Origin of the sequence: Janthinobacterium paucivorans (genome assembly GCF_051380805.1) — a bacterium.
GTDB classification, from domain to species: domain Bacteria; phylum Pseudomonadota; class Gammaproteobacteria; order Burkholderiales; family Burkholderiaceae_D; genus Janthinobacterium; species Janthinobacterium lividum_D.
This window is the reverse complement of record NZ_JBNYXR010000004.1, coordinates 284710-309471: the sequence shown is the minus strand read 5'-3', so window position 1 is coordinate 309471 and position 24762 is coordinate 284710. Positions and strand designations below refer to the sequence as shown.

The window sequence follows — 24762 nt, the reverse complement described above, 5'->3', positions numbered from 1 at the left end:
ACCACATTCCACAACGGGCCATCGGTGCCAAAACACCCATCCAGGCGCTCAAAGAATGGCAGCAAAAGAAGCCGGAACTATTCGTCAAGCGCGTTTATGATCAAACGGGACTGGACAACTAACCATTCTTTACGTTACTAAATAAATTTTCTAAAACGGTATTGGCATTTCCAATTTGGCATCTAATTTCACCTTTTATAAAATGATCGAAACCCTGATGTTCTTCCATCTGGTAACTTTCTGAAAATTCTTCATAACACTCATCGTCAATAAAGAGATCGAGACTTTCTACGGTTTCAAAAACGTGCACTGAAAAATTAAATAGAGTTGGATTGATATCAACTACATTGCCATACCACTTAAATTGGTTGCGGATGATATTTTCATCAATTTTTCGACGCCTTTTATCCAATCCATCGATGACCTTTTCTGCTACTTCCGATCTTATTAAACATAAATGCATAAGATCAGAAAATATCTGAAACTCTTGACAATTAATCATTCTTATTTCACTATGAAGCTCTCCTTCGTGGTGAAAGAAGTTTCTTAGTGCTTTTAATGCCACAAATTCAGAAAGATCAAAGAAGTTGATTTTCATTTCTGAATTTAATTTATCATTTAAGCTATGAGCAGAGTTAAGTAAAGAGAATAATGTATCAACATTTGGACTTACACAATGTTCATTGTAATATCGAAAGAACCTAGATATCGCATTGATGATGCTCGCACTCAAATTTATTTTCCTTTTTTCAGTGTTTTTCTTTAATAGAAAAGTTTTAAATTTTTAGATTATTCAATATTATTTAAGATGAAAATCTTTTTCGGATCGAATGCCTGTGTGAAGCTTGCAGGTAAATTGGATATGCACTTTATGGTGTGATTGTACTGATCTAAATTCAATTCGACATATTGATTTCTTGATGTTAGATCATTAAATGTCGCAATAATTTGACGTACTGGTAATCCTATCCATGCGTACTCAGCTTGAAATAGGAATTTTAGATCATGATCATTTATAATTGAATTTAATAATTTCTCAAGAGCGTCTGAATTAAGATTTTCTTGATCATTAGGAAGTTCAAAGGGGAAGTCAGGGTCAGTAAAACGTGCCAATCTATAATTTGCAACATTGCGCAGATCCATCATCCAAGAAAAAGGTTGCTTCCCATCAATTTTATTACTGATTAGTGTGTCGGATTTTTCAAATATATCTTGATATAAATTCAATGTGCTTTCATGATCATTTCTATATCTTTTTGATGATAATTTTTTTCCGGAACATTTTTTAAAATTAAGATCAAAATGAAACCATGATTTATTGCGTATCATGCCGTGTCGACGAGAGCAAAGTCTTGAACGTAAGGTATAAAATAAGGAGTAATATAGTTTTACTACTGCCCAGGATCTATGTCCGTATAAAAGATCATTGTAAGCGCCAACGAAAGTAAGAACGGATTTATGCATTAAACTTGCCGCATCTCTGTCTAATGCAATTAATGCCTCTTTTAAAAATTCCGTTTCGAGATTAATTTCTTCTATTTTTTTTTGAAAATCTTCCCATTTGTCCAAATCGGTACATCCCACATGTCCTTCAAACCAAGATTGAAAGGAGAGACGCTCAAAATTCATATTCTTCCTGGTTAGGCGTTAATCCACGAAGATGAGCTTCAAGATGTTCCTTAATTGTGCGACGTGCAGTTTTCCCATCGAGCTGTCGAACGTCATCCATTGTCAGTAATCCAGATTTATCTAGTCGAATAAATTCACGCATTTTTTCGACGGAAAAATTCTTTGATTCAGCGCATTTTGCAAGAAGTGAATCAGTTAAAAAATCTACAGAGCCGGTAAATCCAGCAGCCTTAAGGAATGGATTTTTCCCTTTATTTTCCCAAAGCCCTTGATTGTCATAGAAGCTTTTTATTGCCGTAAAGAAATTTATCAAAACCATTTTTTGATATTGTAAGCTGCTAAGATTTAGCTTTGCAAATGTACCAGTTTGTTGAAGATGTGGTTTTAATGATGATACGACTGTTGAAAGGTCAATGGCGCCTGATGCCTTGCCAGGGAATTTTATGAGAGAATAATATGGTGAGTCATTGTTTTCATCGAGTTCAGCAGCAATGTCATTCGCTCGATTTATTAAGTGGTTTGGATCAGTGTCAACTTCTCCAAATAAATCGTAAATTAAACTTTTAGGTACAGGTTTTTGCTCGGTATTAATGTTAAGAAATATTTTTGCTGCTTCTGGCGTTGTCAAATTTATTGTTAGTGATACTAAAATCTCAGTGTCACCAATACTTGGATCCTCAGCCATCGCACGTTCAAGGCCAGCAAGTCTGTGTTGACCATCAATAACCTGTGCTGCTTGTGCAACGAGTGGTAAGTGTATTTCTCTTACAGATCGCAAAATAACAGGTTTGAACTCGGTTTCTGTCCAATTTAAAATAAATGTATTAAAGAAGCCATTACCTTGTTTAACAAAATCGCGAATCGAATTCACACGTCTAGTCACTAGAAGGCGCTGTACAGCACCATCTTCCTCGCTTATGCCTCGAGCAGCAACGTAGTGCATGAAAACAGCATCCTTGACTTTCATTGCAAAGGTTGCGACGCTGATGCCTTGAAACTTTGTAATGATGCAGGAGTATTTTTTTGAACGTGCCATTTTGGTCGCCTTTTTCGATATGGAAGAAAAATATTTTGTATGATACCAGACAAATTTATATGTTTGACTCCGCTAGTCGTGAAGATATTAGCAATATTTTTTACAAAAAAACCGTAAATTTTTTCCTCATACTTGAGAGAAAATTTTACACTTCCGCATAAGAAGTACATAAATTTTCGTCTGTGAGCGTATGCGCTTGAGACTTTCGATGCTATATGAATTCGGTTCTGCACTTCACGTGTGCTGCTATTGCCCGTTGAGCTGTATGGTAAGCCGATACTAAATTGACTCCTGGCTGATACCTTGCCCTGGCACTTGAGTTTTTCTATCGTCTCGGTGCCCCCTGATAGGATAGATAGGATTTCTACACGAGGACAATGCCGCTCCACAACTGCAAAAATCACTACATGGGCACTGGCTTGAGCGACTGCTATAATGTCACTTTTGCGGAGCAGAAACGGGCCGCAAGCCCGCATGGTTGTTGAGTTCCTTGTCGAGCTTCCCAAGCTTACGACGAGGGTTCGATTCCCTTCACCCGCTCCATTTTTCGCTGGCGCCTGGTTTTAAGCGGCGCGGCTACTTATTTCCCCATTCCCATGTCTTCTGATACCCCAGCAAACGGCCCGGCGCGGCCGATGATGTACGATCCGACCGAACACCGCATCCGCAGCTTCGTGACCCGCGCGGGACGGCTGTCTGTTGCGCAGGCGCGCGCGCTTGAGACCTTGGGGCCGCAGTTCCTGTTGCCCTTCGCCAAGGAGCCGACTGACTTCGAGCAAGTGTTCGGCCGCAAGGCGCCGGTTATCCTGGAAATCGGTTTTGGCATGGGGGCGACGACTGCGCATATCGCCAAAGCCATGCCGGAGAAGGATTTTATCGGTGTCGAAGTGCATACGCCCGGCGTCGGCAGTCTGTTGAAACTGATCGGCGAAGAGTCGCTGACGAATCTGCGCTTGCTGCAGCACGATGCCGTGGAAGTGCTGACGCACATGATTCCTGTCAATTCGTTGGCCGGTATCCATGTGTTTTTCCCCGATCCATGGCATAAGGCGCGCCACAACAAGCGTCGCCTGATACAGTCGCCGTTCGTCAAGCAATTGACTGATCGCCTGGCGCCGGGTGGCTATCTGCATTGCGCCACGGATTGGGAAGATTACGCGGTGCAAATGCTGGACGTGTTGAGCGCCGAGCCGCAGTTGCGCAATAGTGCCGAGGCTTATGCGCCGCAGCCGGCGTATCGTCCGCTGACCAAGTTTGAAAATCGTGGTTTGAAGCTGGGGCATGGCGTGTGGGATCTGCTGTTCATCAAGAAATAAACCTGGTGCTTTGCCCACCTGTGCCGTTGGCACGAGAACAAGCCTGCCGCGGTGACGCTGCAGGCTTTTTTCATGATGCGCTGGCGTGCGCTGGCTAGGCAAGGTGGGGGAATTGCGGTAGTCTGATCTTTTTTGCATTGATTGATATTATGACCAAGAAAATACTCGTCACCGGCGCATCCGGTTTCATCGGTTCGCATACGTGCGTCGAATTGCTGGCTGCCGGCTTTGATGTGGTCGCGGTGGATAATCTGTGCAATAGCGCACGCGAGGCAATGGCGCGCGTGGAGCGTATTTCCGGGAAAAGCATCCCTTTCTATGAAGCTGACGTGCGTGATCGCACGGCCATGGCCAGCATCTTGCGCGAGCATGCCATCGATGCGGTGATCCATTTCGCGGGCCTGAAGTCCGTGGGCGAATCCGTGGCCCAGCCGCTGATGTACATGGACAATAATGTGACGGGCACCGTGGCATTGCTGGAAGTGCTGGCGGCGGCGAACGTGAAGCGTTTTGTGTTCAGCTCGTCGGCCACCGTGTATGGCGATCCTGAAGCCTTGCCTATCCTGGAAACATCGCGCCTGTCCGTGACCAACCCCTACGGCCGCTCGAAGCTGATGGTCGAGCAAATTCTGGCCGATCTCGTGCATGCCGATGCTCAATGGCAAGTCGGAGTGTTGCGCTATTTCAACCCGGTCGGCGCGCATGCCAGCGGCTTGATCGGTGAAGATCCGGCCGGCATTCCGAACAACCTGATGCCTTTTATCGCCCAGGTGGCCGTCGGCCGCCGCGAGCGTCTGGCCGTCTTTGGCAACGACTACGACACGCCGGATGGCACGGGCGTGCGCGACTACATCCACGTGGTCGACCTGGCGCTGGGCCATGTGGCGGCGTTGAACCGCCTGTTTTCCACCGAAGGCGGCTTTACCGTCAACCTCGGCACGGGCCACGGCTACAGCGTGCTCGATACCGTGCGTGCGTTCGAGGCCGCCAGCGGCCGCACCGTGCCATACCACATCGTGCCGCGCCGCCCCGGCGACATCGCCAGCTGCTACGCCTCGGCCGACAAGGCGCAGCAATTGCTGGGCTGGCAAGCGCAGAAAAACATCGACGACATGTGTACCGACCACTGGCGCTGGCAGCACCAGAACCCGCAAGGTTATTCAGCCTGACGCAAATTCGACGCGCATAAAAAATCCCGCTCACACGCAAGTGTGGCGGGATTTTTTTAGAGCGCCTGCAACCCAATGGCGCCTGAAAAATGTCTGGGGCTAGGCGCAAAGCCGAAGACAGTACGCTAGTACGGCGAGGCGAAGCAACAACGCCCCAGGCATTTTCTCAGGCAGCCATTAAGGGTAGAGGCCGCGTACTTCGCGAGCCTGCAGCACGCGCGTGCACGCCAGGATGAAGGTGGCGGTACGCATCGACACTTTCTTCTCTTGCGACACTTGCCATACGGCGTCGAATGCTTCACGCATGATGCGCGTCAGGCGGCTGTTGATTTCTTCTTCGGTCCAGAAGAAGCTCGAGAAGTTCTGCGCCCACTCGAAGTAGCTGACGGTCACGCCGCCGGCGTTGGCCAGCACGTCCGGCACGATCAATACGCCGCGGTCGGTCAGGATATCGTCCGCTGCCGGCAGGGTAGGGCCATTGGCGCCTTCCAGGATGATCTTGGCGCGGATGACTTGTGCGCGTTCGGCCGTGATCTGCTGTTCCAGTGCGGCTGGAATCAGGATGTCGCAATCGATGCCCCAGAAATCTTCGCGCGGCACGAATGCTTCGGCGCCCGGGAAGCCTTCGACGCTGCCCACTTCTGCCACGTGTGCCAGCAATTGCGGGATGTTCAAGCCGCCCGCATGCACCACGGTGGTCTTGTGGTCTTGTACGGCAACGACTTTCGAGCCGGCTTCCGCGAACATGCGGGCAGCGACGCCGCCCACGTTGCCGAAACCTTGCACGATAACTTTCGCGCCTTCGAGCGACATGCCGACCTTGGCGGCTGCATCGCAACCGACAACGAACACGCCACGGCCGGTCGCATCGCGGCGACCCAGGCTGCCGCCCAGCGAGATTGGCTTGCCCGTCACCACGCCGGTCGACATATTGCCGCCGATCATGGCGTAGCTGTCCATCATCCACGCCATGACTTGTTCATTCGTGTTGACGTCCGGTGCCGGGATATCCTTGTTAGGTCCGATGATCATGCTGATTTCGCTCGTGTAGCGGCGGGTCAGGCGTTGCAGTTCGTTGCGCGACAGGGTCTTCGGATCGACACGGATACCGCCCTTGGCGCCGCCGTATGGCACGTTGACTGCGGCATTCTTGACCGTCATCCAGGCCGACAGGGCCATCACTTCCGACAGGGTCACGTCCTGGTGGAAGCGCACGCCGCCCTTGCCCGGGCCGCGCGACAGGTTGTGCTGCACGCGGTAGCCTTCGTAGTGGGCAATGGTGCCGTCATCGCGCTCGATAGGCACGTCGACCGTCAGGATGCGCTTTGGACGCTTCAGCGTTTCCACCCAGCGCGACAGGTTGCCCAGGTACGGCGTAACGCGCTCGATCTGCTCGAGGTAGACGCCCCATGGGCCCAGGTCTTCAGGATTGAGGTAGGAAGGAAGTGCGTGCTTGCTGGTCATGCTTGATAAGCTCCTGGACAATACGAATACGTTAGAGGCGCAGCCGAGATGCAGCTGCGCGCAGCGGAACCGCATCGTAGGCGATAGCCTCATGCCCGGGCCAATGCTTTGTGCGCATCCGGTTATGCATTTATTGCATAGATTGGAGCTTAGGATGGAAGTGTGATGAAGCTTGCACGACGGCGCTTTTTTCCGCCGCGTGCAGCGTTTTCCTGCGCCTGCACCAGGTATTGCCACAGGCTTTCGACGATGGGTTTGCCGGGGCGCTGGCTGGACGGGCGCTCGCGGTACAAACGGATTTCCAGCTCGATTTCCCAGCCTGGCGCACCGCCGTCGGCGCGCGCCAGATGCTTGTATTTGACGTCGCGCATGACGGCCGATTCGGGCAGGAAGGCGATGCCGCGCCCCTCCAGTGCCATCATCTTCAAGCCTTCGGCCATGTCCGTTTCGTAGCAGGTTTCGAGGAACAGGGGAGCCTTGGCGTCGGCCACCAGCAGTTCCACCATGCGTCCCAGGTAGGCATTGCTGGTGTAGGAGAGGAAGGGCAGCGGTTCTTTGGCGCTGCCGGGCAGGACGAAATCGGGCACCTTGTCCTGGCCGCAGCGCGCATAGGCACGCAGGGTTTCGCGGCCCATCACCAGCATGTCGTAGCGGCCCGGATCGAGCTGCACCGGCTGGCGCGGGTGGTGGTAACACAGCAGCAGGTCACAGCCGCCATCGACCAATTGCAGCACGGCGTCATGCACGTTGAGCGCCATCAAACGGCTGTTGATCGGCGCAAAGCCCTGCTCCAGCACCGTCAGCCACTTCGGCATAAAGGTCAGCGACAAGGTGTGCGGCACGGCGAAATCGACGCTCGTTTGCGCCGCTGTGCGCTTGCCGCGCAACAGCGCGCGCACGCCGTTGATTTGTCCCAGCATTTCCAGCGCCTGCTCGTAAAACACGGCGCCGGCCGGCGTCAGGCGCGTGGGGTAGGACGTGCGGTCAACGAGGTCGATGCCGAGCCAGTTTTCCAGCGATTGGATGCGCCGCGAGAAGGCCGGCTGGGTGACGTGGCGCAGGGCCGCAGAACGGCTGAAATTATGCGTTTCAGCGAGCGAAATGAAGTCTTCCAGCCATTTGGTTTCCATCGCGGCAGCGTTCCGTTATCAAGGGCAGGGGCAAGGTGCAGTGGTCAGTGCGTATCGGGTGATGCCGCCGGCTGGTACAGCGCGGCGGGCAGGTCGAAGAAGGACGGCGGAGCCAGCCTTGTGCCGTCGGGCGAGCCGTCCGCGTTCAGGGCCTGGCCGATGGCCGACAGCAAGGAATTGCGATCGGCCGCAGGTCTTCACGGCCTGATAGCTCAGGTCGGACGACAGCGCTTGCATCACATCATTTCCAGGATCATGGCGACGATTTCGTCGCCGTAGGAGGCGAGTTTTTTCTCGCCCACGCCGCTTACGCCGCGCATCTGCTCCAGCGAGGTAGGCTTGGCCTTGGCGATTTCGCGCAGGGTGGCGTCGACGAAAATCACGTAGGCGGGCACATTGTGCGTGCGCGCCGTCTCCACGCGCCACCAGCGCAGCTTGTCGAAAATCGCCTGCTCGCTGGTGGACAGGTCCATCTCGACATAGCCTTTCGCCACGCTGGTGCTGCGCTTGCTGGTTTTTACCGGTTTCTGGTACTGGCGCAGCTGCACTTTCTGGCCACCCTTGAGCACGGGGCGCGAGGCATCCGTCAGTTTCAGCGAGCTGTATTGTTCGTGGTCAACCGCCACCAGGCCCAGCGCGATGGCCTGGCGCAGTATCGATTTCCATTCCGCTTCGCCCAGGTCCGAGCCGATGCCGAACACGGATAGTGCGTCGTGGTGCCAGGTCTTGATGCGTTCCGATTCCATGCCGCGCAGCACGTCGATCACATGGCCGCCAGCGAAGCGCTGGTCGACGCGATAGATGGCTGACAGCAGTTTTTGTACGGGCACCGTGCCGTCGAATGACACGGGCGGTACCAGGCAGGTGTCGCAATTGCCGCACGGCGAAGCCGGTTCGCCGAAGTATTCGAGCAAGCGCATGCGGCGGCAGCTCAGCGTTTCGCACAGACCCAGCATGGCGTCGAGTTTGACGCCCAGCACGCGCTTGAAAGTATCGTCCGCTTCCGATTCGTCGATCATGCGCCGCTGCAGCACCACGTCTTGCAAGCCATACGCCATCCAGGCATTGGCGGCCATGCCGTCGCGGCCTGCGCGACCCGTTTCCTGGTAATAGCCCTCGATGCTTTTCGGCAGATCCAGATGCGCGACGAAGCGCACGTCGGGCTTGTCGATGCCCATGCCGAAGGCGATGGTGGCGACCATGACGATATTTTCCTCGCGCAGGAAGCGCGCCTGGTTGGCGCTGCGCTTGGCGTACTCCATGCCGGCGTGATAGGGCAGGGCGCGGATGCCGCTCTGGTTCAGGAATTCCGCCGTCTCTTCCACTTTTTTGCGCGACAGGCAGTAGACGATGCCGCAGTCGCCCGTGTGCTCGGTGTTGATGAAGTCGAGCAGCTGCTTGCGGCCATTCGCCTTTTCCACGATCTGGTAGCGGATGTTCGGACGGTCGAAGGACGAGACGAACTGGCGCGCGTCTTCCAGTTGCAAACGCAGGGCGATTTCGGCGCGCGTCTGCGGGTCGGCCGTGGCAGTGAGCGCGATGCGCGGCACGTCAGGGAATTGCTCGTGCAGCACCGATAGCTTGATATATTCGGGGCGGAAGTCGTGCCCCCACTGAGCCACGCAATGCGCCTCGTCGATAGCGAACAGGGAAATCTTCGAGGCCTGGAACAGGTCCAGGCAACGCTGCGTCATCAGGCGCTCGGGCGCCACGTAGACGACGTCGATCCCGCCCGTGCGCACCAGGCGCTCGATGCGGCTCGCTTCTTCGTACGTTTGCGTGGAATTGAGGAAGGCGGCGCGCACGCCCACTTCCTCCAGCGCGTCCACCTGGTCCTGCATCAGCGCGATCAGCGGCGAGACGACGACGCCCACGCCATCGCGCAGCAGTGCGGGAATTTGATAGCACAGCGACTTGCCGCCGCCCGTGGGCATCAGCACCAGCGCGTCGCCGCCATGGCTGACATGGTCGACGATGTCGGCCTGATGGCCGCGGAAGGCCGGATAGCCAAAAACGGTTTGCAGCAGGTGTAGCGCGCGCTGGTTAAGATCTTGATTCATAGTGCCTTATGCTGCCCAAACAACCCAGCCGTAGTGGGCGCTGGCCAGGACCAGCAAGCCAAACACAATGCGGTACCAGGCAAAAAACGTGAAGTCGTGCGAGCTGATGTAACGCAGCAGCCAGCGCACGCACAGGAAGGCGGAAATGAAGGCGGCCACGGTGCCCAGGCCGAACAGGGGCACGTCGTTGGCCGACAGGATGTCGCGCGCTTTGTACAGAGAATAGGCGGTGGCGGCCAGCAGGGTGGGGATGGCCAGGAAGAACGAAAATTCGGTGGCCGTCTTGCGCGACAGACCCAGCAGCATGCCGCCGATGATGGTCGAGCCGGAACGGCTGGTGCCGGGAATCAGCGCAAACGCCTGCGCGCAGCCCACTTTCAAGGCGTCGAGCGGCGTCATTTCATCGACCGAATTGACGCGCACGGTGACGGGATTGGTGCGTGCGCGGCGCTCGACGAGCAAGATGATGATGCCGCCGATGATGAAGGCCATGGCCACGGGCACGGGCTTGAACAGCGCATGCTTGATCATCTTGCCTACGCCTAAGCCGATAACGGCCAGCGGGATGAAGGCGATGGCCACGTTCAATACGAACTTGCGCGATTTGACCTCGGTGCTGAAGGTGGACAGCACGCTGCCGATGCGCTGGCGGTATTCCCAGCAGACGGCCAGGATGGCGCCGGCCTGGATGGCGATCTCGAATACATCCATGACTTCTTTGGAGACATCTTGGGTAAAGTCGAGCAGGCTGCCGGCCAGGATCAAATGCCCCGTGGACGAAATTGGCAAAAATTCGGTAAAACCTTCAACCAGCCCCATGATGATGGCTTTTAACGCAAGAATGAGATCCATAGATGTATAAAAGGGTATAAGTACGGGTATAAGTGACAGGATGGGAGAAGCGCGTGGCGCCAGCAATGTGCGCGGGGTCGAAGCTTACCACGACACAGGCTTGCCGATCTTATTTGGGCGCTGGCGGGCGGCGCTTTTTTAGCGCCGCCCGCCAGGCAGAAGGCGTGATCAGGATCGCTGTTTTGCCGGTGCCACCAGGCGCGCGCTGGCTGCCACCAGCAGCAGCGCGGCGCCCAGCATGGCGAAGGCGAGATTGAGGCTGGTGGCGTGGGCCACGAAGCCGATGACGGCGGGACCGGCCAGGATGCCGGCATAGCCGATGGTGGTGATGGCCGCCACCGCCAAGCTGGCCGGCATGGCACGCTGCTTGCCAGCGGCCGTGAACAGGATGGGCACGATGTTCGCCGCTCCCAGGCCGATCAGGACGAAGCCGGCCATGGCCAGGCTGGCATGCGGTGCCAATACGGTGAGGAAGAAGCCGGCCGCCGCGCACAGCCCGCCAACAGTAAGCACCCGCTTTCCGCCAAAGCGGCTGACCACCTTGTCACCGGTGAAGCGGCCCACCGTCATGGCGATGGCGAAGGCGGCGTAGCCGAGGCCGCCCTTTGCTTCCTCCACGCCGCGCGTGGTGGTGAGGAACAGGGCGCTCCAGTCGAGAATCGCGCCTTCGGCCAGGAAGACGATAAAGCACAGCAAGCCGATGACAATGACGGCGCCGTGCGGCATGACGAACAGCGGCGTCTTTTCGCCCGAGGCGGACGCCGTCGGCAGCAGATGGGCTTGCGCCGCGCCCAGCACGGCGCATAGCAGCAGCATCACCACCACGCAGGACCAGGCCGGTGTCAGGCCCAGCCACAGCAGCAGGGCCATGCAGGCCGCGCCGGCGAAGCCGCCCACGCTGAACAGCGCATGAAAGCCCGACATCATGGCGCCACCGTTGGCCTTTTCGATGATCACGGCCTGGATGTTGATGGCCACGTCGAAGGTGCCCATGGCCGCACCGAATACCAGTAGCACCAGGCCCAGTTGCAGCGGCGTGGCAGCCAGCGCCAGGCCGGGCAGGATGGCGATCAACAGCAGGCCGGCGCCAAGGATGACCTTGCTGCAGCCGAAGCGGGCCGCAAGCATGCCCGTACACGGCATCGCGCACAGCGAGCCGGCACCCAGGCACAGCAGCAAGATGCCGAGGCTGGCTTCGTCGAGCCCCAGGCGCGACTTGGCGTAGGGCACCAGCGGTGCCCAGGCGGCCATGCCAAGGCCAGCGGCGAAGAAGACCAGGCGCGTGGCGCGTTGCTGCAGGGGGCCGGTGGGATGCATGGCTAGACTCTTCAGACTCTTCAATATGCGGGGTGGATAACATCAGGCGCGGGCGTGCAGTAGTTGCAGGCCCTGCCGTTCAGAGGCGGCAATGTGGGCCGCGTCGGCATCGGCTTCCAGCACCAGATGCTGCAGCATGTCTGTGGTCAGCACGCCGAAAGGCACGGCCGTACCCAGCTTGGCGCTGGTGCCGGCGACGGCGATGCTGCGCCTGAAGCCGGCTTCGCCATCATGACAGGCCGTGGATGCATGCGTTCGACGTTGCGCAGCGCCAGGGCGCCGCCATATCCGGCAAACGCGCAGGAATGTGCACGAATATACGTAAGCGTACAATTGGAGTCAAGCTGGATGTATGGTCCAGGAAAACATTGCCGGAAAGACATAATTTCTGCTAGTGTTGAAAAAAATAGAATGAAAAAGGGACATCATGCCCTCATCTACATCGTTGCTTCCTACCCTGCTGGGCCGTGCCATGCGTCGCCATGGATGGGGGATTCTGGGAGCGGTATTGTTTTTTAATATCATGCACTTGATGCGCTGCGCGACGCTGGGCTGGCGCGATGCGCGCGATTCCCTGTTCCTGCTGCTGATCTATCTGGGTCTTGCCATGCTGCTGGAGTACAAGCGCCTGCGCGACGCGGAAGAAGCGTCGGCAGCTCTCGAAGATGAGCGCTAAAGGGAGAGGGCTGGCGCCGGCGTTCAGGGCGCCGTCAGTCGCTCCAGCTCTGCCAGCCAGCTGATGGCATGTTCACGGTTGCTGCCGCACATTTCTTCGGACGGCTGCAAGCCGCCGCAAAAGGCAGGCCGCTCTGGCCGGCCGAAGATCTTGCAGCGGTTGTCATCGGCCAGCTGCACGCAGCGCACGCCCGCAGGCTTGCCATTCGGCATGCCGGGAATCGGGCTGGTGATGGACGGTGCGGTGCAGCAGGCGCCGCAGGATGGACGGCATGCCAGGGTGGCAGATGGTGACATGGGATTTCAGACGAGCGGGTGAGGAGCCGACAGTATAGCAAGCCGGCCCCCATGCGTTGCCTGGGCCGCATTAGGGCACGATGCTGATGCGCTTGCCCGACAGGGTGCGGCGGGCAGGATCGCCGTGTATGGTCATGCTGCCGGAACCGCTGGCGCTGGCGCTGCTACTGCTACTGCTACTGCTACTACTGCTGCCCGCATCGTTGTTGCGCACATCGAAGCGTCCACGTGCGCCAGATGCGCTGTGCATTGACGCTTACTGCACCATGGTTTGCCTGCCCGCCATCGCCGGCGTGAGCCTTGCCGCTGGCAGCGTTGCGCCATTGAGATGGGATTGCGTCTCCCGGAGGCAGGCGACAGCCCCAGGCACTCCCGGCCGATGGGCGTGTGGCAACTGCGACGCGTTACAATGGCGCGTGTGCACGGCAGCCGGCAGGCGAGTTGCCACTCATATGTCACGTGCCGGTCCACTTCTGCGTTCTTCGCCTGGCAGCAGGATGCACCTGCCTTCCTGCTTGCTTGGCTGCCTAACTGGCTGCGCTTGACCTTGGCGGTAGACAGGCCTACTATTAATGACTCAAAAGTAAGTTACTTGGATAGATACATGCAAGCCCCGATTGATACCAAGCCCCGCTGGGAGCGGCGCAAGGATGCCCGCCCGCAGGAGTTGCTCGCCGCCGCGCTCGACCTGTTTGTCGAACGGGGGTTTGCATCGACGCGCCTGGAGGATGTGGCCAAGCGGGCTGGCGTGTCGAAAGGCACGCTGTATCTGTACTTTGAGAATAAACAAGAGCTGTTCAAGGCTGTGGTGCGCGACAATATCGTGCAGTCGATCGGCGAGGCGGAAGACAATATGGCCGCCTCGGATAGCAGCAGCGCCGAGTTGTTGCGCAAGGTGATGATGCAGTGGTGGGAAGAGTTCGGCGCCACCAAACTGGCGGGCTTGACCAAGCTGATGCTGGCCGAAGCAAATAATTTTCCGGAACTGGCGCAGTTTTACAACGAAGAAGTCGTCACGCGCGGCAATGGATTGATCGTCAGCCTGCTGGAACGGGGCATGCAGCGCGGCGAATTTCGCCAGGTCGATCCCGTGCTGGTCAGCACCATTCTCAGCGCGCCCGTCACGATGCTGATGATGTGGACGCATTCCTTCCTGCCATGCGAGGTCAAGAATATTGATCCGCTCGCCTACATGGATGCCTTTATCGACATGAGCTTGCGCAGCCTACAGGTGGCAGCGCCCGGGAAAAGCTGATGTGCGTCGCCTGGGGACTACCGCTCAGTTGCCCTTTTTCCAAGGTTCGTCCCCTCAAATCTGCAGATCGTCGCAAATTCCCTCCATTCCCCATCTTTATGGTTAACATGTGCTTTCAGCCAGTTCAACGATAAAATGGCGGATTATTACTTCACTTACCGAGTCCAAAGATGAATATCGAACAAGCCCGCTTCAATATGATCGAACAGCAGATCCGTCCTTGGGACGTACTGGATATCGACGTGCTGGAGCTGTTGAATGTGGTCAAGCGTGAAGATTTCGTGCCGGTCGCTTATAAAAACTTGGCCTTTGTCGATACCGACATTCCACTGGGTGGCGGCGAATACATGCTCACACCAAAGTTGGAAGCGCGCATTTTGCAAGACGTAGCCGTCAAGAAGCATGAAAATGTGCTGGAAATTGGTACCGGCAGCGGCTACATGGCTGCTTTGCTGGCGCACAAGGCACGTCATGTGACGAGCGTGGAAATCGTTCCCCAATTGAAAACCTTGGCCGAGCAGAACCTGGCCGCCAACGGTGTGACGAACGTGACCGTGGAACTGGGCGACGGCGCCCAGGGCTGGAGCAAGGGTGCACCGTATGACGTGATCGTCGTTTCCGGCGCCCTGGCCGTGCTGCCGGAAGCGATGTTGCAACAAGTGAAAGTCGGCGGCCGCATCCTGGCCATCATCGGCGAAGCGCCGATCATGTCGGCGCATCTGATCACGCGCAGCTCGGACAAGGCATACGACACGCGCAAGCTGTTTGAAACCAATGTCACGCCGCTGCAAGCCGTGGCACCGTCGCATTTCCAGTTCTGAGGCGACCGATTCGATGGAGCATTTGAGTGCACCGCAGCTGGCCGCCTGGCTGGCTGACCCTTCCCGCCCGCGCCCGTTTTTACTCGACGTACGCGAACAGTCGGAGTTCGATCTGTGCCACCTCGATGGTGCCACCCTGATGCCGATGAACTCGATTCCTGCCCGCATCGATGACCTCGATGAAGACGCCGAGATCGTCTGCATCTGTCATCACGGTATGCGCAGCATGCAAGTGGCGGCCTTCCTGGAGCGCAATGGTTTTAGCAAGATCAGTAATTTGACGGGCGGCGTGCATGCCTGGGCGCTGCAAGTCGATAGCGCTATGGCCCAATACTAAGTTCTTTTGCAGTAGATGCACCCAGGCATGTTTTCCTGCATGCCTGCGGACGCCTGTACCCCGCTTATCCGGCGGGCGCAGGGCAGGCGGTAGCAGATTTTTGATTCCATCAACTTTTGACGACTCCAACGGAGAAATGCAATGCGGAAACCCCTTATCGCCGTGCTGATGACCAGCGCCTTTGTCTCGATGACATGCTCGCTGCAAGCGCAGGCGGCCGATCTTATCCAGGTATACCAGCAGGCGCTGGCCAATGACGCGCAATACGCCAGCGCGCGCGCTGCGCTGTCGGCCGGGATGGAGCGGGTGCCGCAGGCGATGGCAGGTTTGTTGCCGCAAATCTCCGCCTCGGGTAGCAATACGCGCGGCAATCAGGAGCAAATCATCCAGAACAATGGCGGTAACAAGATCACTTCGCCATCCGTGAACGTGCGCACGAACAGCTACAACCTGACCCTGGCGCAGCCGTTGTTCCGCTGGGATCGTTGGGAAACCTATCAGCAAAGCAAACTGGTGCAGGCGATTGCCGAAGCGCAATTTGCACAAGTGCAGCAAGACCTGATCACCCGCGTGGCGCAGGCGTATTTTGACGTGCTGAGCGCGCAGGATAACCTGGGCGCTACGCGTGCGCAAAAAGTCGCCACGACGGAGCAGCTGGCATCGGCCAAGCGCAATTTCGAGGTCGGCACGCAAACGATTACCGATACGCACGAAGCGCAAGCAGCCTACGACTTGGTGGTGGCGCAGGAGTTTGCCGCCATCAATGACCTGGCCAACAAACGCAGCGCCTTGCAAACCATCATTGGTGAAGCGCCAACGAATTTGGCGCCCATGCGCACGGGTGTGCTCATCAGCGCGCCGGAACCGGCCGCCATCGAGCCATGGGTGAACTCGGCGGAAGAACAGAACTATGGTGTCGTCACGGCCCAGTTCAACGTGGAGTCGGCCAAGCGCGACATCGGCCGCAACCGCGCCGGCCATTACCCGACCCTGGACTTGATCGCCAACACGGGCCATAGCTACACTTCCGGTGGTGGCAACGGCAATGGCAACAATAACAATGCCATCGGCGTGCAGTGGAGCATCCCCATCTTCAGCGGCTTTGCCGTCACCAGCAAGGTGCGCGAATCGATTGCGCTGGAAAACAAGGCCCGCAACGATCTGGAAACGGCGCGCCGCACGGCCTCGCAAGGCGCGCGCCAGGCTTTCCTGGGCGTCAACAGCGGCCTGGCCCAGGTAAAAGCGCTGGAAGCGGCGGAGGTGTCGAGCAAGTCGGCGCTGGAGTCGAACCAGCTCGGCTATCAAGTGGGCGTACGCATCAATATCGATGTTTTGAATGCGCAGAAACAATTGTTCTCGACGCAAAAAGACCTGTCGAAAGCACGTTACGACACCATCATGAATGGCTTGCGCCTGAAGGCCGCTGCCGGCACCTTGAAGGAAACGGATTTGATGCCCGTCAATGCCTTGCTCGACAAGTAAGCGCGGAATTGTTGCAAATGAAGACCAGCACCGGCAACGGCGCTGGTTTTTTTTCGGTGCGCCCGGCAGGGCGCACTCACTGTCGATTCTGGCGCTGTGCTCACACGGCGCCACTTGCACAGGGCCGGGGCTGATGTTTTACAGGCCGCCGCCCTGGCCGTCGAACTTGCGTTCGATCAATTCGATCTTGTAGCCATCGGGGTCGGTGATGAAGGCGATGACGGTATTGCCGCCCTTCACGGGGCCCGGTTCGCGCGTGACGTTGCCGCCATTGGCGCGCGCCGCGTCGCAGGCGGCGACGATGTCGTCGGCCGAGATGGCGATATGACCATACGCCGTACCCAGCTCGTAGCTGGTGGTGCCATAGTTATATGTCAGTTCCAGTTCCGCGTGGTCGGGATTCGATCCATAGCCGACGAAAGCGAGCGTGTACTGGTATTCCGGATTGTCGCTGGTGCGCAGCAGCTTCATGCCCAGGACCTTGGTGTAGAAATCGATGGAGCGCTGCAGGTCGCCGACCCGTAACATGGTGTGCAAAATACGCATCTTAAATCCTTGAAAATGATGGGGGAATGGCAGGATTTTAGGCGTTTTATCAGATTTGTGCGTAAAACCCCGTCGGTCAAGGCGGGGATGTAAGCGCGGACGATGAGCTTGGTGCCTGTGGCTTTACTCCAGGCGGGCATCCAAGGTGATTTCCGTGGCCAGCAACTTCGACACGGGGCAGCCGAGCTTGGCGCGCAGGGCCGCATCCTGGAACGCTTGATCGGTGGCACCGGGAATGCTGGCCACCATGCTCAGGTGCACAGCCGTGATGGCATAGTTGCCATCGATTTTTTCCAGGCTGACATCGGCCGTGGTTTTCAGCGCCGTGGCGCGCAGGCCCGCCTCGGCCAGTTGGCCGGACAGGGCCATGGTGAAGCAGGCGGCGTGGGCGGCACCGATCAGTTCTTCCGGATTGCTGCCGGGGCCGTCTTCGAAGCGCGTGTTGAAACCATATGCCACATTGTCGAGCGCACCGCTTTGGGTCGAAATAAACCCTTTGCCATCTTTAAGACCGCCACTCCAGACGGCTGATCCAGTTTTTTTCATGATGTACTCCTTGCGTGGGTTCGAGCATCCATCATGCGCGTCCCACCTTTGCGCTTCCGTTCGTTGCGTCACACAGGGGGCGCATGCAGGGCGCGTAAGCTTGGCGTCTATGCGCTCACCGCGCCGGCGTCACGCGCCAGATGACATTGCCCACGTCGTCCGCCACCAGCAGTGCACCGGCCTTGTCGATGGCCACGCCGACGGGGCGCCCCTGCGCCTTGCCTTTCTCGTCCAGGAAGCCGCTGACGACATCCTGTGGCGGGCCGCTGGGCACGCCATTGGCGAATGGAACATGGATGACTTTATAGCCGCTGAAGGGCTTGCGGTTCCATGAACCGTGCTGGCCGATGAAGGCACCGCCCCGATAGCGTGCGGGCAGCAAGGTGGCGTCATAGAATGCCAGTCCCAGCGAGGCCGTGTGCGCACCCAACGCGTAGTCGGGCGCGATGGCGGTGGCCACCAGGTCGGGGCGTGGCGGCTTGACCCGTGCATCGACGTGCTGGCCAAAATAACTGTAGGGCCAGCCATAGAAGGCGCCTTCCTTGACCGAGGTCATGTAGTCCGGTACCAGGTCGTTGCCCAGCTCGTCGCGCTCGTTGACGGCCGTCCACAGAGTTTCCGTCCCGGGTTGCCAGGCCATGCCATTCGGATTGCGCAAGCCCGTGGCGTAGACGCGCGCCTTGCCCGTTGCCCGCGTGAATTGCCAGATGGCGGCGCGGCCGTCTTCAGCCGCCATGCCGTTTTCGCCCACATTGCTGTTCGAGCCGACGGAAACATAGAGAAATTTTCCGTCGGCGCTGGCGATGACGTTCTTGGTCCAGTGGTGATTGATGCTGCCGGCAGGCAAATCCATCACCTTCACGCCCGGCGCCGTGATGGTAGTCTGTCCTGTTTCGTAGGGGAAGCGCAGCAGTGCGTCCGAGTTGGCGATGTACAGCGCGTTGCCGACCAGGGCCATGCCGAATGGCGAGTGCAAGCCTTGCAGGAAGACGCTGCGCGTTTGCGCCATGCCGTTCGCATCGACGCCGCGCAGCAGGGTGATGCGGTTGGCGCTGGGCGTAGCGGCGCCCGCTTTTTTCATCTGCATCTGCATGATGGCGCCCTTGATGCCCTTGCTGTCATCCGGTTTTGGCGGGGCATTCGTTTCCGCCACCAGCACGTCGCCATTCGGCAAGACATACAGCCAACGCGGATGGTCGAACTCGCGCGCATACGCCTCGATGGTCAGGCCGGGTGCAACGACGGGGCGCTGCGCAGCCGTCCAGCGCTGTACCGGCGCCACGTTGACGGTGGGAATGAATTGCCTGTCTGGCGCAGGCAGCGCCGGTTGCGGGCCAAAGCCCACGGGCATGGCGGGCGCCTGGGCATGGGCGAGCGTGGTGCTGCAGGCAGCGGCTAGCAGGAAGGAACAGACGTAGCGGTACATGGCGTACTCCGGAACAATAGCAGTGCGTGATAATTCGATTCAGCGCGCCTTCTTTGGTTCCAGTTGCGCGTCGGGGTCAGCTTGCTGTGGCGCGGCCGGCTTGACCTTTTCTACGCCGGGCTGGGCATGGCAGTCCGTGTCGACCAGGCCGCGTTGCAGATCGCTGGCAGCCTGTCGCATGATTTTACGCGGGCGCACATCTTGTGCATCGGGCGATGCATCGCGCTCGTGCGGCAGACGCTCGACACCGTCATTGCTGACCTTTGCATCGGTATTGATCTTGCGTTCACTTGGTGGGGTAAGCATATGGCCTCCTGACAATAAGATGACGTGAGTTCAGTGTCGTGCCGAGGCAGGCCGTCTGCAAGCGAATTTTTCCATGTAGTGAGCGCTGGCGCACGCATGAGCGATTCTTTTTCTGCGCTACACTGCGTGCAACACCAAGAACGCCTCTTGCAGGCACACGGCGGTCGCACTATACTGTGCATATATACAGTATCATGCGATGGCGGTGTGCAACGCGACAGCCTGGGGCGGCTTGCCACTGAATTTACTTCCGAGACTCTTATGCCCGTCGATACATACGCCGAACAGCGCGGCGAACAGCCAGCCACGACCTTGCCAGCCCCGGGCGAGGGCTTCAATTTGGGTGCCAAGACCATCGCCCTGGTCGTGCGCCAAAATACGGATGGCATCGCTGAACCGGTGAAAAGCATCGTTGACTTCCTGCAGGTGCTGGGCCATACGGTGGTCTTCGAGGCAGAGACGGCCGTGCACCTGAATCTGGCGTTTCCTGGCGTGCGCGCCATGACGCCGGCCGAGATTGGCGCTGCCGCCGATTGCGCCATCGTCATGGGCGGCGACGGCACCATGCTGGGCATTGCGCGCCAGCTGGCGCCATTCGACGTCCCCTTGATCGGTATCAATCAAGGGCGGCTGGGCTTCATGACGGATATCCCCCTCGAGCGCATGTTGCCGGTATTGGCGCAAATTCTCGGCGGCCGCTTCAAGGCCGAACGCCGCACCTTGCTCGAAGGCAGCGTGCTGCGCGACGGTGAGTCGATTCACGTGGGCATGGCCGTCAACGATGTCGTCGTCTCGCGCGGCGGCGGCGCCGGCATGGCGGAATTGCGCGTTGAAGTCGATGGCCACTTCATGTACAACCAGCGCTCTGACGGCTTGATCATCGCCACGCCCACGGGGTCGACCGCGTATGCGCTGTCGGCCGGCGGTCCCTTGCTGCACCCGACCCTGGGCGGCATCGTGCTCGTGCCGATTGCCCCGCATGCGCTATCGAACCGCCCCATCGTGCTGCCCGATTCCAGCCAGATCGTGCTGGAAATCGTGCGCGGGCGCGATATCAGCGTCAATTTCGACATGCAAACCTTTGCCAGCCTGGCCCAGCAAGACCGCATCCTCATCCGTCGTTCGCCGCATACGATTACCTTCCTGCATCCTGAAGGGTGGAGTTATTACAACACCCTGCGTGAAAAATTGCACTGGAATGAGTACCCGTCGGGCGAGGGCAAGCTCAGCTAACAAGTTTTCTCCACGCTAACCCGCGGTGCGCCGCCTAACCACAGAAGCCATGCTCCATACACTGTCCATTCGCGATTTTGTCATTGTCGATACCATTGAACTGGAATTTTCCGCCGGCTTCAGCGTGCTGACGGGTGAGACGGGCGCCGGCAAGTCCATCCTTATCGATGCGCTGACCCTGGCGCTGGGCGGGCGCGGCGACGCCAGCGTGGTGCGCGAAGGCGCCGCCAAAGCTGACATCACGGCCGACTTCTCCGTCAGCGAGGTGGCGCAAGCCTGGCTGGTGGCGCATGAATTTGCCAACGACGATGGCGGCGCCCTGCTGCGTCGCGTGATCGACAATGCGGGCCGCTCGAAGGCGTATATCAATGGCATCCCCGCGACGGCCGCGCATTTGCGCGAACTGGGCGATATGCTGGTCGATATCCACGGTCAGCACGCGCACCAGTCTCTGCTGAAAAGTGAAGCGCAGCGCGCCTTGCTCGACGGCCAGGCGACGGCGCGTGAAGCGGGCGCGGAGCACGATGTGCGGCAAGTGGCGGCGCTGCACAAGCGCTGGCGCGCCCTCGTGCGCCAGCGTGAAGAATTTGAAACGAATGCCGCCAACGTGCTGTACGAGCGCGAACGCCTGGAATGGCAAGTGGGCGAACTGGAAAAACTCTCTGCCAAGCCCGGCGAGTGGACCGATATCACGAACGAGCATAGCCGCCTGTCGCACGCCGCCAGCCTGCTGGAAGGGGCGCAGGAGGCGCTGTCGCTCATTTCCGAGTCAGAAGACCATCCCATCGTGTCACAGCTGTCGACCCTGAACCAGAAGCTGGGCAAGCTGGTGTCCGTCGATGCGCAATTGCAGCCGATTGTCGACTTGATCGAATCGTCGCGCATCCAGCTGCAGGAATCGGTGTACGCGCTGAACGATTACCTGGACCGGGTCGAACTGGACCCGGAGCGTCTGCACCAGCTCGACGCGCGGATGGAAGCCATGCACAGCACGGCGCGTAAATTTCGTGTTGCGCCTGAAGAGTTGCCAGAGGAACATGCCAAGCTGTCGGAGAAGCTGCAGCACCTGGCCGACGCTTCCGATATCGAGGGCTTGCTGCGCCAGGAAGTGAAGATCGAGGCCGAATACCGCAGCGTTGCCGAACGCTTGTCCGAGACGCGCCGCGCCGCCGCGCTGGAGCTGGGGCAAGCCGTCACGCGCGCCATGCAGGAACTGAGCATGACGGGTGGCAGCTTCGAGATCGCCCTGCACCCGTGTGCAGCGGCCGCTCATGGGCTCGAACAAGTGGAATTCCTCGTCGCCGGCCATGCGGGCTCGGCGCCCCGCTCGCTGGCCAAGGTGGCGTCCGGCGGCGAGCTGGCGCGTATCGCGCTGGCCATTTCTGTCATCACTTCGCATGCCACTACCACGCCGACCCTGATCTTCGACGAAGTCGACAGCGGTATCGGCGGCGCCGTCGCCGAAGTCGTGGGGCGCCTGCTGAAACGCCTGGGGCAGGGACGGCAAGTGCTGTGCGTGACGCACTTGCCGCAAGTGGCCAGTCAGGCGAATCAACATTTTCAGGTGGCAAAAAGCACCCTGGACAATGGCAAGACGGCTTCGCGCATCGACATGCTCGATGCCAAGGCTCGCGTGGAAGAAGTGGCGCGCATGCTGGGCGGCCTGGAAATCACGGCCACCACGCGCAAGCACGCGCGCGAACTGCTGGCGATTTAAGCGCAGGCTTAAATCCGGGGTCAGACCCCCGGATGCGTTAGCGCTGAGCTTGACGTTAGCGGCATTGAGGGTCTGACCCCAGCGCTTCGCCATTAACCCAATGCAACTATAATAACTAGCTAATCCATCCAACGCTATAAAAGGTCTTCATGTCATTTCAAACAGAACCGCCGTACACGCATGGCAGCATCGACCGCAGCGCCGTGGTGCTGGTCAATCTGGGCACGCCCGATGCACCGACTTCGTCGGCTGTACGGCGTTACCTAAGGCAATTCCTGTCCGATCCCCGCGTGGTGGAGATTCCCCGCGTGATCTGGTGGTTTATCTTGAACCTGATCATCTTGCCATTTCGCTCGGGCCAGTCGGCCAAGAAATATGCATCGATCTGGACGCGCGAGGGCTCGCCCCTGAAAGTGCATACGCAAAAGCAGGCCAAACTGCTGGCCGCCGCCCTGGCCGAGCGGGGCCATGACGGCCTCACGGTGGCCATGGCCATGCGCTACGGTTCGCCTTCCCTGCCCGAGGTGCTGGCCAAGCTGAAAAGCGAAGGCTGCGAGCGCATCGCCATCTTGCCCGCGTATCCGCAATACTCGGGCCCGACGACGGGTTCCATCTACGATGCCGTATTCGCCCATTACGCTACGGTGCGCAATGTGCCGGAATTACGCTTAATCAAGCAGTATCACGAACACGACACGTATATCGACGCCTTGCGCGATTCTGTTTTGAACCATTGGGAAGCGCATGGCCGTCCGGAAAAACTGGTGATGAGTTTTCATGGCGTCCCCAAGCGTACCTTGATGTCGGGCGATCCCTATCACTGCCAATGCCTGAAAACGGCGCGTCTGCTGGCGGAAAAATTAAAATTATCTAAAGATCAATATGTAGTGACTTTCCAGTCGCGCTTTGGCAAGGCCGAGTGGCTGCAGCCTTACACGGCGCCCACCGTGGTGGCGCTGGCGCAACAGGGCGTCAAACGCATCGACCTGCTGTGTCCCGGCTTTACCAGCGATTGCCTGGAAACGCTGGAAGAGATCGCCATGGAAGCCAAGCATGATTTCGAAACGGCCGGTGGCGAGCAGTTTCACTACATTGCTTGCCTGAACGAGACGCCGGCCTGGATTGCTGGCATGGCGGAAATTGCCGAGCAACACATGATAGGCTGGCCGACGATGAAGACGGCGGCGCAGCGCGAAGCGGACAAGAAAGCGTGCGAACACGCGCGCGCGGCGGCGCTGGCACTGGGCGCGGCGAATTAAGCTATCTGCATTTTCAACAGTTCAAAGCCGCGCTTGCGCGGCTTTGTCATGTCTGGTGCGAGCACAGTGCGATCCAGATCGCCACACTGCCAGTGGCGATGGCTGCGGCGGGGCTGGTAGAATGCCCGCTTTGCCGTGGGAAGCCTGGAAAATCAAGGGGGCGCGCACGGCTCGCGTCCAGAAATGGGAAGTGATTTGTAATAAGCTGTAACATGAAATGCGGTAATCGCTGGTTTTAGCATGAATACCCCTTGAAACAGTAGGATATAGCCCCATTTGCCGGTTAGTGTTGTGAAGATTTTAGACTAACTCATTTAAGTCATTGATTGTAGGAGCTTTCTAGATGCAAGATCAGGAAAACCAAGCTGTACCTAATCCGCAAGCGGACGCCGCGGCGGCTGCCCCATCGACTCCCGCAGAGCCTACTTTGGAAGAGCAGCTGGCGAGTACCGAAGCGCGTCTTGCAGAGATGCACGATGCCTTCATGCGCGCCAAGGCCGATGGTGAAAATATTCGCCGCCGTGCGCAGGAAGATGTTGCCAAAGCGCATAAATTTGCAGTGGAAAGCTTTGCCGAAGCCATGGTGCCGGTAAAAGACAGCCTGGAAATGGCGCTGACGGTGGAAGCACCGACCATCGAATCGCTGAAAGAAGGCGTCGAGATGACCCTGAAGCAGTTGAACGCGGCGTTCGAACGCAATCGCCTGGTGGAAGTATTGCCAGTGCAGGGTGAAAAGCTCGATCCGATGAAGCACCAGGCGGTTGCCGTGGTACCAGCGGAACAGGAAGCCAATACCATCGTGTCAGTCCTGCAAAAGGGCTATATGATTGCGGACCGCCTGCTGCGTCCAGCCATTGTCACGGCCGCGCAAGCAAAATAATCAGAGTGC

At 57.9% G+C, this 24762-nt stretch carries 26 protein-coding genes and 1 pseudogene; 12 read left to right on the top strand and 15 right to left on the bottom strand.

All coding sequences use genetic code 11. The annotated features are described in order from the left end of the window. Positions 1-122, top strand: a pseudogene (locus ACQ4V8_RS07525) (IS481 family transposase); the annotation flags it as partial. Here ACQ4V8_RS07525 and ACQ4V8_RS07520 read toward each other — a convergent pair. The 3 genes from ACQ4V8_RS07520 to ACQ4V8_RS07510 are packed head-to-tail and all read right to left on the bottom strand — an operon-like array spanning position 119 to position 2665. Continuing rightward, the gene (locus ACQ4V8_RS07520) at positions 119-733 is read right to left on the bottom strand and encodes a hypothetical protein (protein ID WP_436571159.1); all 615 of its coding nucleotides are present in this window, start codon (positions 731-733) and stop codon (positions 119-121) included. The pseudogene ACQ4V8_RS07525 and the gene ACQ4V8_RS07520 overlap by 4 nt on opposite strands. A 56-nt stretch (positions 734-789) precedes the next feature. Further along, positions 790-1629 carry a hypothetical protein gene (locus tag ACQ4V8_RS07515; protein ID WP_436571158.1) on the bottom strand — a complete coding sequence of 280 codons (840 nt, stop codon included), beginning with the start codon at positions 1627-1629 and terminating at the stop codon, positions 790-792. Beyond that, positions 1619-2665: a DGQHR domain-containing protein gene (locus ACQ4V8_RS07510; protein ID WP_436571157.1), complete on the bottom strand. Its 1047-nt coding sequence runs from the start codon at positions 2663-2665 to the stop codon at positions 1619-1621. Before ACQ4V8_RS07510 ends, ACQ4V8_RS07515 begins: the two co-directional genes overlap by 11 nt. A gap of 635 nt (positions 2666-3300) precedes the next feature. Here ACQ4V8_RS07510 and trmB point away from each other — a divergent pair. Beyond that, positions 3301-3981: a tRNA (guanosine(46)-N7)-methyltransferase TrmB gene (gene trmB, locus ACQ4V8_RS07505; protein ID WP_010401728.1), complete on the top strand. Its 681-nt coding sequence runs from the start codon at positions 3301-3303 to the stop codon at positions 3979-3981. 149 nt (positions 3982-4130) lie between these two features. Beyond that, complete coding sequence (galE, locus tag ACQ4V8_RS07500) at positions 4131-5150, top strand: UDP-glucose 4-epimerase GalE (RefSeq protein WP_436571156.1); 1020 nt, start codon at positions 4131-4133, stop codon at positions 5148-5150. 177 nt (positions 5151-5327) lie between these two features. On the opposite strand, the gene ACQ4V8_RS07495 is transcribed toward galE, so the two are convergent. The 6 genes from ACQ4V8_RS07495 to ACQ4V8_RS07470 form a co-directional block, all read right to left on the bottom strand. Continuing rightward, the gene (locus ACQ4V8_RS07495; RefSeq protein WP_010401726.1) at positions 5328-6614 is read right to left on the bottom strand and encodes a Glu/Leu/Phe/Val family dehydrogenase; all 1287 of its coding nucleotides are present in this window, start codon (positions 6612-6614) and stop codon (positions 5328-5330) included. Between the two features lie 149 nt (positions 6615-6763). Further along, complete coding sequence (locus ACQ4V8_RS07490) at positions 6764-7744, bottom strand: LysR family transcriptional regulator (RefSeq protein ID WP_010401725.1); 981 nt, start codon at positions 7742-7744, stop codon at positions 6764-6766. A gap of 236 nt (positions 7745-7980) precedes the next feature. Next, positions 7981-9804 carry a DNA helicase RecQ gene (recQ, locus tag ACQ4V8_RS07485; RefSeq protein WP_010401723.1) on the bottom strand — a complete coding sequence of 608 codons (1824 nt, stop codon included), beginning with the start codon at positions 9802-9804 and terminating at the stop codon, positions 7981-7983. A gap of 6 nt (positions 9805-9810) precedes the next feature. After that, on the bottom strand, positions 9811-10656 hold the full coding sequence (locus ACQ4V8_RS07480) for an undecaprenyl-diphosphate phosphatase (protein ID WP_010401722.1): 846 nt from the start codon (positions 10654-10656) through the stop codon (positions 9811-9813). 168 nt (positions 10657-10824) lie between these two features. After that, positions 10825-11973 carry an MFS transporter gene (locus ACQ4V8_RS07475; RefSeq protein ID WP_010401721.1) on the bottom strand — a complete coding sequence of 383 codons (1149 nt, stop codon included), beginning with the start codon at positions 11971-11973 and terminating at the stop codon, positions 10825-10827. Between the two features lie 42 nt (positions 11974-12015). Further along, a complete protein-coding gene (locus ACQ4V8_RS07470; protein WP_436571155.1) occupies positions 12016-12306 on the bottom strand; it encodes a hypothetical protein in 291 nt (96 codons plus the stop codon). Positions 12307-12481: 175 nt separating this feature from the next. Between ACQ4V8_RS07470 and ACQ4V8_RS07465 the strand changes: the two genes are divergently transcribed. After that, positions 12482-12649, top strand: coding sequence for a hypothetical protein (locus ACQ4V8_RS07465; RefSeq protein ID WP_436571154.1), 168 nt, complete (start codon positions 12482-12484; stop codon positions 12647-12649). Between the two features lie 23 nt (positions 12650-12672). Here ACQ4V8_RS07465 and ACQ4V8_RS07460 read toward each other — a convergent pair whose 3' ends face one another. Together ACQ4V8_RS07460 and ACQ4V8_RS07455 are read right to left on the bottom strand one after the other, a co-directional pair. Next, positions 12673-12945 (bottom strand): YkgJ family cysteine cluster protein, encoded by a 273-nt coding sequence (locus ACQ4V8_RS07460; RefSeq protein WP_070346148.1) that lies wholly within the window; start codon positions 12943-12945, stop codon positions 12673-12675. Between the two features lie 70 nt (positions 12946-13015). Beyond that, positions 13016-13195 (bottom strand): hypothetical protein, encoded by a 180-nt coding sequence (locus ACQ4V8_RS07455; protein ID WP_436571153.1) that lies wholly within the window; start codon positions 13193-13195, stop codon positions 13016-13018. Between the two features lie 354 nt (positions 13196-13549). Here ACQ4V8_RS07455 and ACQ4V8_RS07450 point away from each other — a divergent pair, with 354 nt between their 5' ends. From ACQ4V8_RS07450 to ACQ4V8_RS07435, 4 genes are all read left to right on the top strand, one after another. Then, positions 13550-14200, top strand: a complete 651-nt coding sequence (locus tag ACQ4V8_RS07450; protein ID WP_010401718.1) for a TetR/AcrR family transcriptional regulator — start codon at positions 13550-13552, stop codon at positions 14198-14200. 170 nt (positions 14201-14370) lie between these two features. Then, the gene (locus tag ACQ4V8_RS07445; protein WP_010401717.1) at positions 14371-15021 is read left to right on the top strand and encodes a protein-L-isoaspartate O-methyltransferase family protein; all 651 of its coding nucleotides are present in this window, start codon (positions 14371-14373) and stop codon (positions 15019-15021) included. Positions 15022-15034: 13 nt separating this feature from the next. Beyond that, the gene (locus ACQ4V8_RS07440) at positions 15035-15358 is read left to right on the top strand and encodes a rhodanese-like domain-containing protein (RefSeq protein WP_010401715.1); all 324 of its coding nucleotides are present in this window, start codon (positions 15035-15037) and stop codon (positions 15356-15358) included. A 141-nt stretch (positions 15359-15499) separates the two neighbouring features. Further along, the gene (locus ACQ4V8_RS07435) at positions 15500-16840 is read left to right on the top strand and encodes a TolC family outer membrane protein (RefSeq protein ID WP_436571152.1); all 1341 of its coding nucleotides are present in this window, start codon (positions 15500-15502) and stop codon (positions 16838-16840) included. A 138-nt stretch (positions 16841-16978) separates the two neighbouring features. On the opposite strand, the gene gloA is transcribed toward ACQ4V8_RS07435, so the two are convergent. The 4 genes from gloA to ACQ4V8_RS07415 form a co-directional block, all read right to left on the bottom strand. Next, positions 16979-17386 carry a lactoylglutathione lyase gene (gene gloA, locus ACQ4V8_RS07430; RefSeq protein ID WP_010401713.1) on the bottom strand — a complete coding sequence of 136 codons (408 nt, stop codon included), beginning with the start codon at positions 17384-17386 and terminating at the stop codon, positions 16979-16981. 123 nt (positions 17387-17509) lie between these two features. Then, the gene (locus tag ACQ4V8_RS07425) at positions 17510-17932 is read right to left on the bottom strand and encodes an OsmC family protein (protein ID WP_010401712.1); all 423 of its coding nucleotides are present in this window, start codon (positions 17930-17932) and stop codon (positions 17510-17512) included. A gap of 115 nt (positions 17933-18047) precedes the next feature. Continuing rightward, positions 18048-19358 carry a PQQ-dependent sugar dehydrogenase gene (locus tag ACQ4V8_RS07420; RefSeq protein WP_436571151.1) on the bottom strand — a complete coding sequence of 437 codons (1311 nt, stop codon included), beginning with the start codon at positions 19356-19358 and terminating at the stop codon, positions 18048-18050. Between the two features lie 39 nt (positions 19359-19397). After that, complete coding sequence (locus tag ACQ4V8_RS07415; RefSeq protein ID WP_010401709.1) at positions 19398-19664, bottom strand: hypothetical protein; 267 nt, start codon at positions 19662-19664, stop codon at positions 19398-19400. 261 nt (positions 19665-19925) lie between these two features. On the opposite strand from ACQ4V8_RS07415, the gene ACQ4V8_RS07410 reads away from it, so the two are divergent. From ACQ4V8_RS07410 to grpE, 4 genes are all read left to right on the top strand, one after another. Beyond that, entirely contained in the window at positions 19926-20897 is a 972-nt protein-coding gene (locus ACQ4V8_RS07410; RefSeq protein WP_010401707.1) for an NAD kinase, read from the top strand. Between the two features lie 49 nt (positions 20898-20946). Next, positions 20947-22614, top strand: a complete 1668-nt coding sequence (gene recN / locus ACQ4V8_RS07405) for a DNA repair protein RecN (RefSeq protein WP_196855628.1) — start codon at positions 20947-20949, stop codon at positions 22612-22614. Between the two features lie 149 nt (positions 22615-22763). After that, entirely contained in the window at positions 22764-23873 is a 1110-nt protein-coding gene (gene hemH, locus ACQ4V8_RS07400) for a ferrochelatase (RefSeq protein ID WP_010401699.1), read from the top strand. Positions 23874-24216: 343 nt separating this feature from the next. After that, complete coding sequence (grpE, locus tag ACQ4V8_RS07395) at positions 24217-24753, top strand: nucleotide exchange factor GrpE (protein ID WP_029496707.1); 537 nt, start codon at positions 24217-24219, stop codon at positions 24751-24753. The last annotated feature ends 9 nt before the right edge of the window (positions 24754-24762 follow it).

Excerpts from the sequence above, each read along its gene's own strand:
- ACQ4V8_RS07420 (WP_436571151.1), bottom strand. The coding sequence starts at position 19,358 with ATGTACCGCTACGTCTGTTCCTTCCTGCTAGCCGCTGCCTGCAGCACC.
- ACQ4V8_RS07450 (WP_010401718.1), top strand. The coding sequence starts at position 13,550 with ATGCAAGCCCCGATTGATACCAAGCCCCGCTGGGAGCGGCGCAAGGAT.
- ACQ4V8_RS07480 (WP_010401722.1), bottom strand. The coding sequence starts at position 10,656 with ATGGATCTCATTCTTGCGTTAAAAGCCATCATCATGGGGCTGGTTGAA.
- recQ (WP_010401723.1), bottom strand. The coding sequence starts at position 9,804 with ATGAATCAAGATCTTAACCAGCGCGCGCTACACCTGCTGCAAACCGTT.
- galE (WP_436571156.1), top strand. The coding sequence starts at position 4,131 with ATGACCAAGAAAATACTCGTCACCGGCGCATCCGGTTTCATCGGTTCG.
- ACQ4V8_RS07425 (WP_010401712.1), bottom strand. The coding sequence starts at position 17,932 with ATGAAAAAAACTGGATCAGCCGTCTGGAGTGGCGGTCTTAAAGATGGC.
- ACQ4V8_RS07475 (WP_010401721.1), bottom strand. The coding sequence starts at position 11,973 with ATGCATCCCACCGGCCCCCTGCAGCAACGCGCCACGCGCCTGGTCTTC.
- hemH (WP_010401699.1), top strand. The coding sequence starts at position 22,764 with ATGTCATTTCAAACAGAACCGCCGTACACGCATGGCAGCATCGACCGC.
- ACQ4V8_RS07495 (WP_010401726.1), bottom strand. The coding sequence starts at position 6,614 with ATGACCAGCAAGCACGCACTTCCTTCCTACCTCAATCCTGAAGACCTG.
- ACQ4V8_RS07490 (WP_010401725.1), bottom strand. The coding sequence starts at position 7,744 with ATGGAAACCAAATGGCTGGAAGACTTCATTTCGCTCGCTGAAACGCAT.
- ACQ4V8_RS07435 (WP_436571152.1), top strand. The coding sequence starts at position 15,500 with ATGCGGAAACCCCTTATCGCCGTGCTGATGACCAGCGCCTTTGTCTCG.
- gloA (WP_010401713.1), bottom strand. The coding sequence starts at position 17,386 with ATGCGTATTTTGCACACCATGTTACGGGTCGGCGACCTGCAGCGCTCC.
- ACQ4V8_RS07455 (WP_436571153.1), bottom strand. The coding sequence starts at position 13,195 with ATGCACAGCGCATCTGGCGCACGTGGACGCTTCGATGTGCGCAACAAC.
- recN (WP_196855628.1), top strand. The coding sequence starts at position 20,947 with ATGCTCCATACACTGTCCATTCGCGATTTTGTCATTGTCGATACCATT.
- grpE (WP_029496707.1), top strand. The coding sequence starts at position 24,217 with ATGCAAGATCAGGAAAACCAAGCTGTACCTAATCCGCAAGCGGACGCC.
- ACQ4V8_RS07515 (WP_436571158.1), bottom strand. The coding sequence starts at position 1,629 with ATGAATTTTGAGCGTCTCTCCTTTCAATCTTGGTTTGAAGGACATGTG.
- ACQ4V8_RS07440 (WP_010401715.1), top strand. The coding sequence starts at position 15,035 with ATGGAGCATTTGAGTGCACCGCAGCTGGCCGCCTGGCTGGCTGACCCT.
- trmB (WP_010401728.1), top strand. The coding sequence starts at position 3,301 with ATGATGTACGATCCGACCGAACACCGCATCCGCAGCTTCGTGACCCGC.
- ACQ4V8_RS07410 (WP_010401707.1), top strand. The coding sequence starts at position 19,926 with ATGCCCGTCGATACATACGCCGAACAGCGCGGCGAACAGCCAGCCACG.
- ACQ4V8_RS07510 (WP_436571157.1), bottom strand. The coding sequence starts at position 2,665 with ATGGCACGTTCAAAAAAATACTCCTGCATCATTACAAAGTTTCAAGGC.
- ACQ4V8_RS07445 (WP_010401717.1), top strand. The coding sequence starts at position 14,371 with ATGAATATCGAACAAGCCCGCTTCAATATGATCGAACAGCAGATCCGT.
- ACQ4V8_RS07460 (WP_070346148.1), bottom strand. The coding sequence starts at position 12,945 with ATGTCACCATCTGCCACCCTGGCATGCCGTCCATCCTGCGGCGCCTGC.
- ACQ4V8_RS07415 (WP_010401709.1), bottom strand. The coding sequence starts at position 19,664 with ATGCTTACCCCACCAAGTGAACGCAAGATCAATACCGATGCAAAGGTC.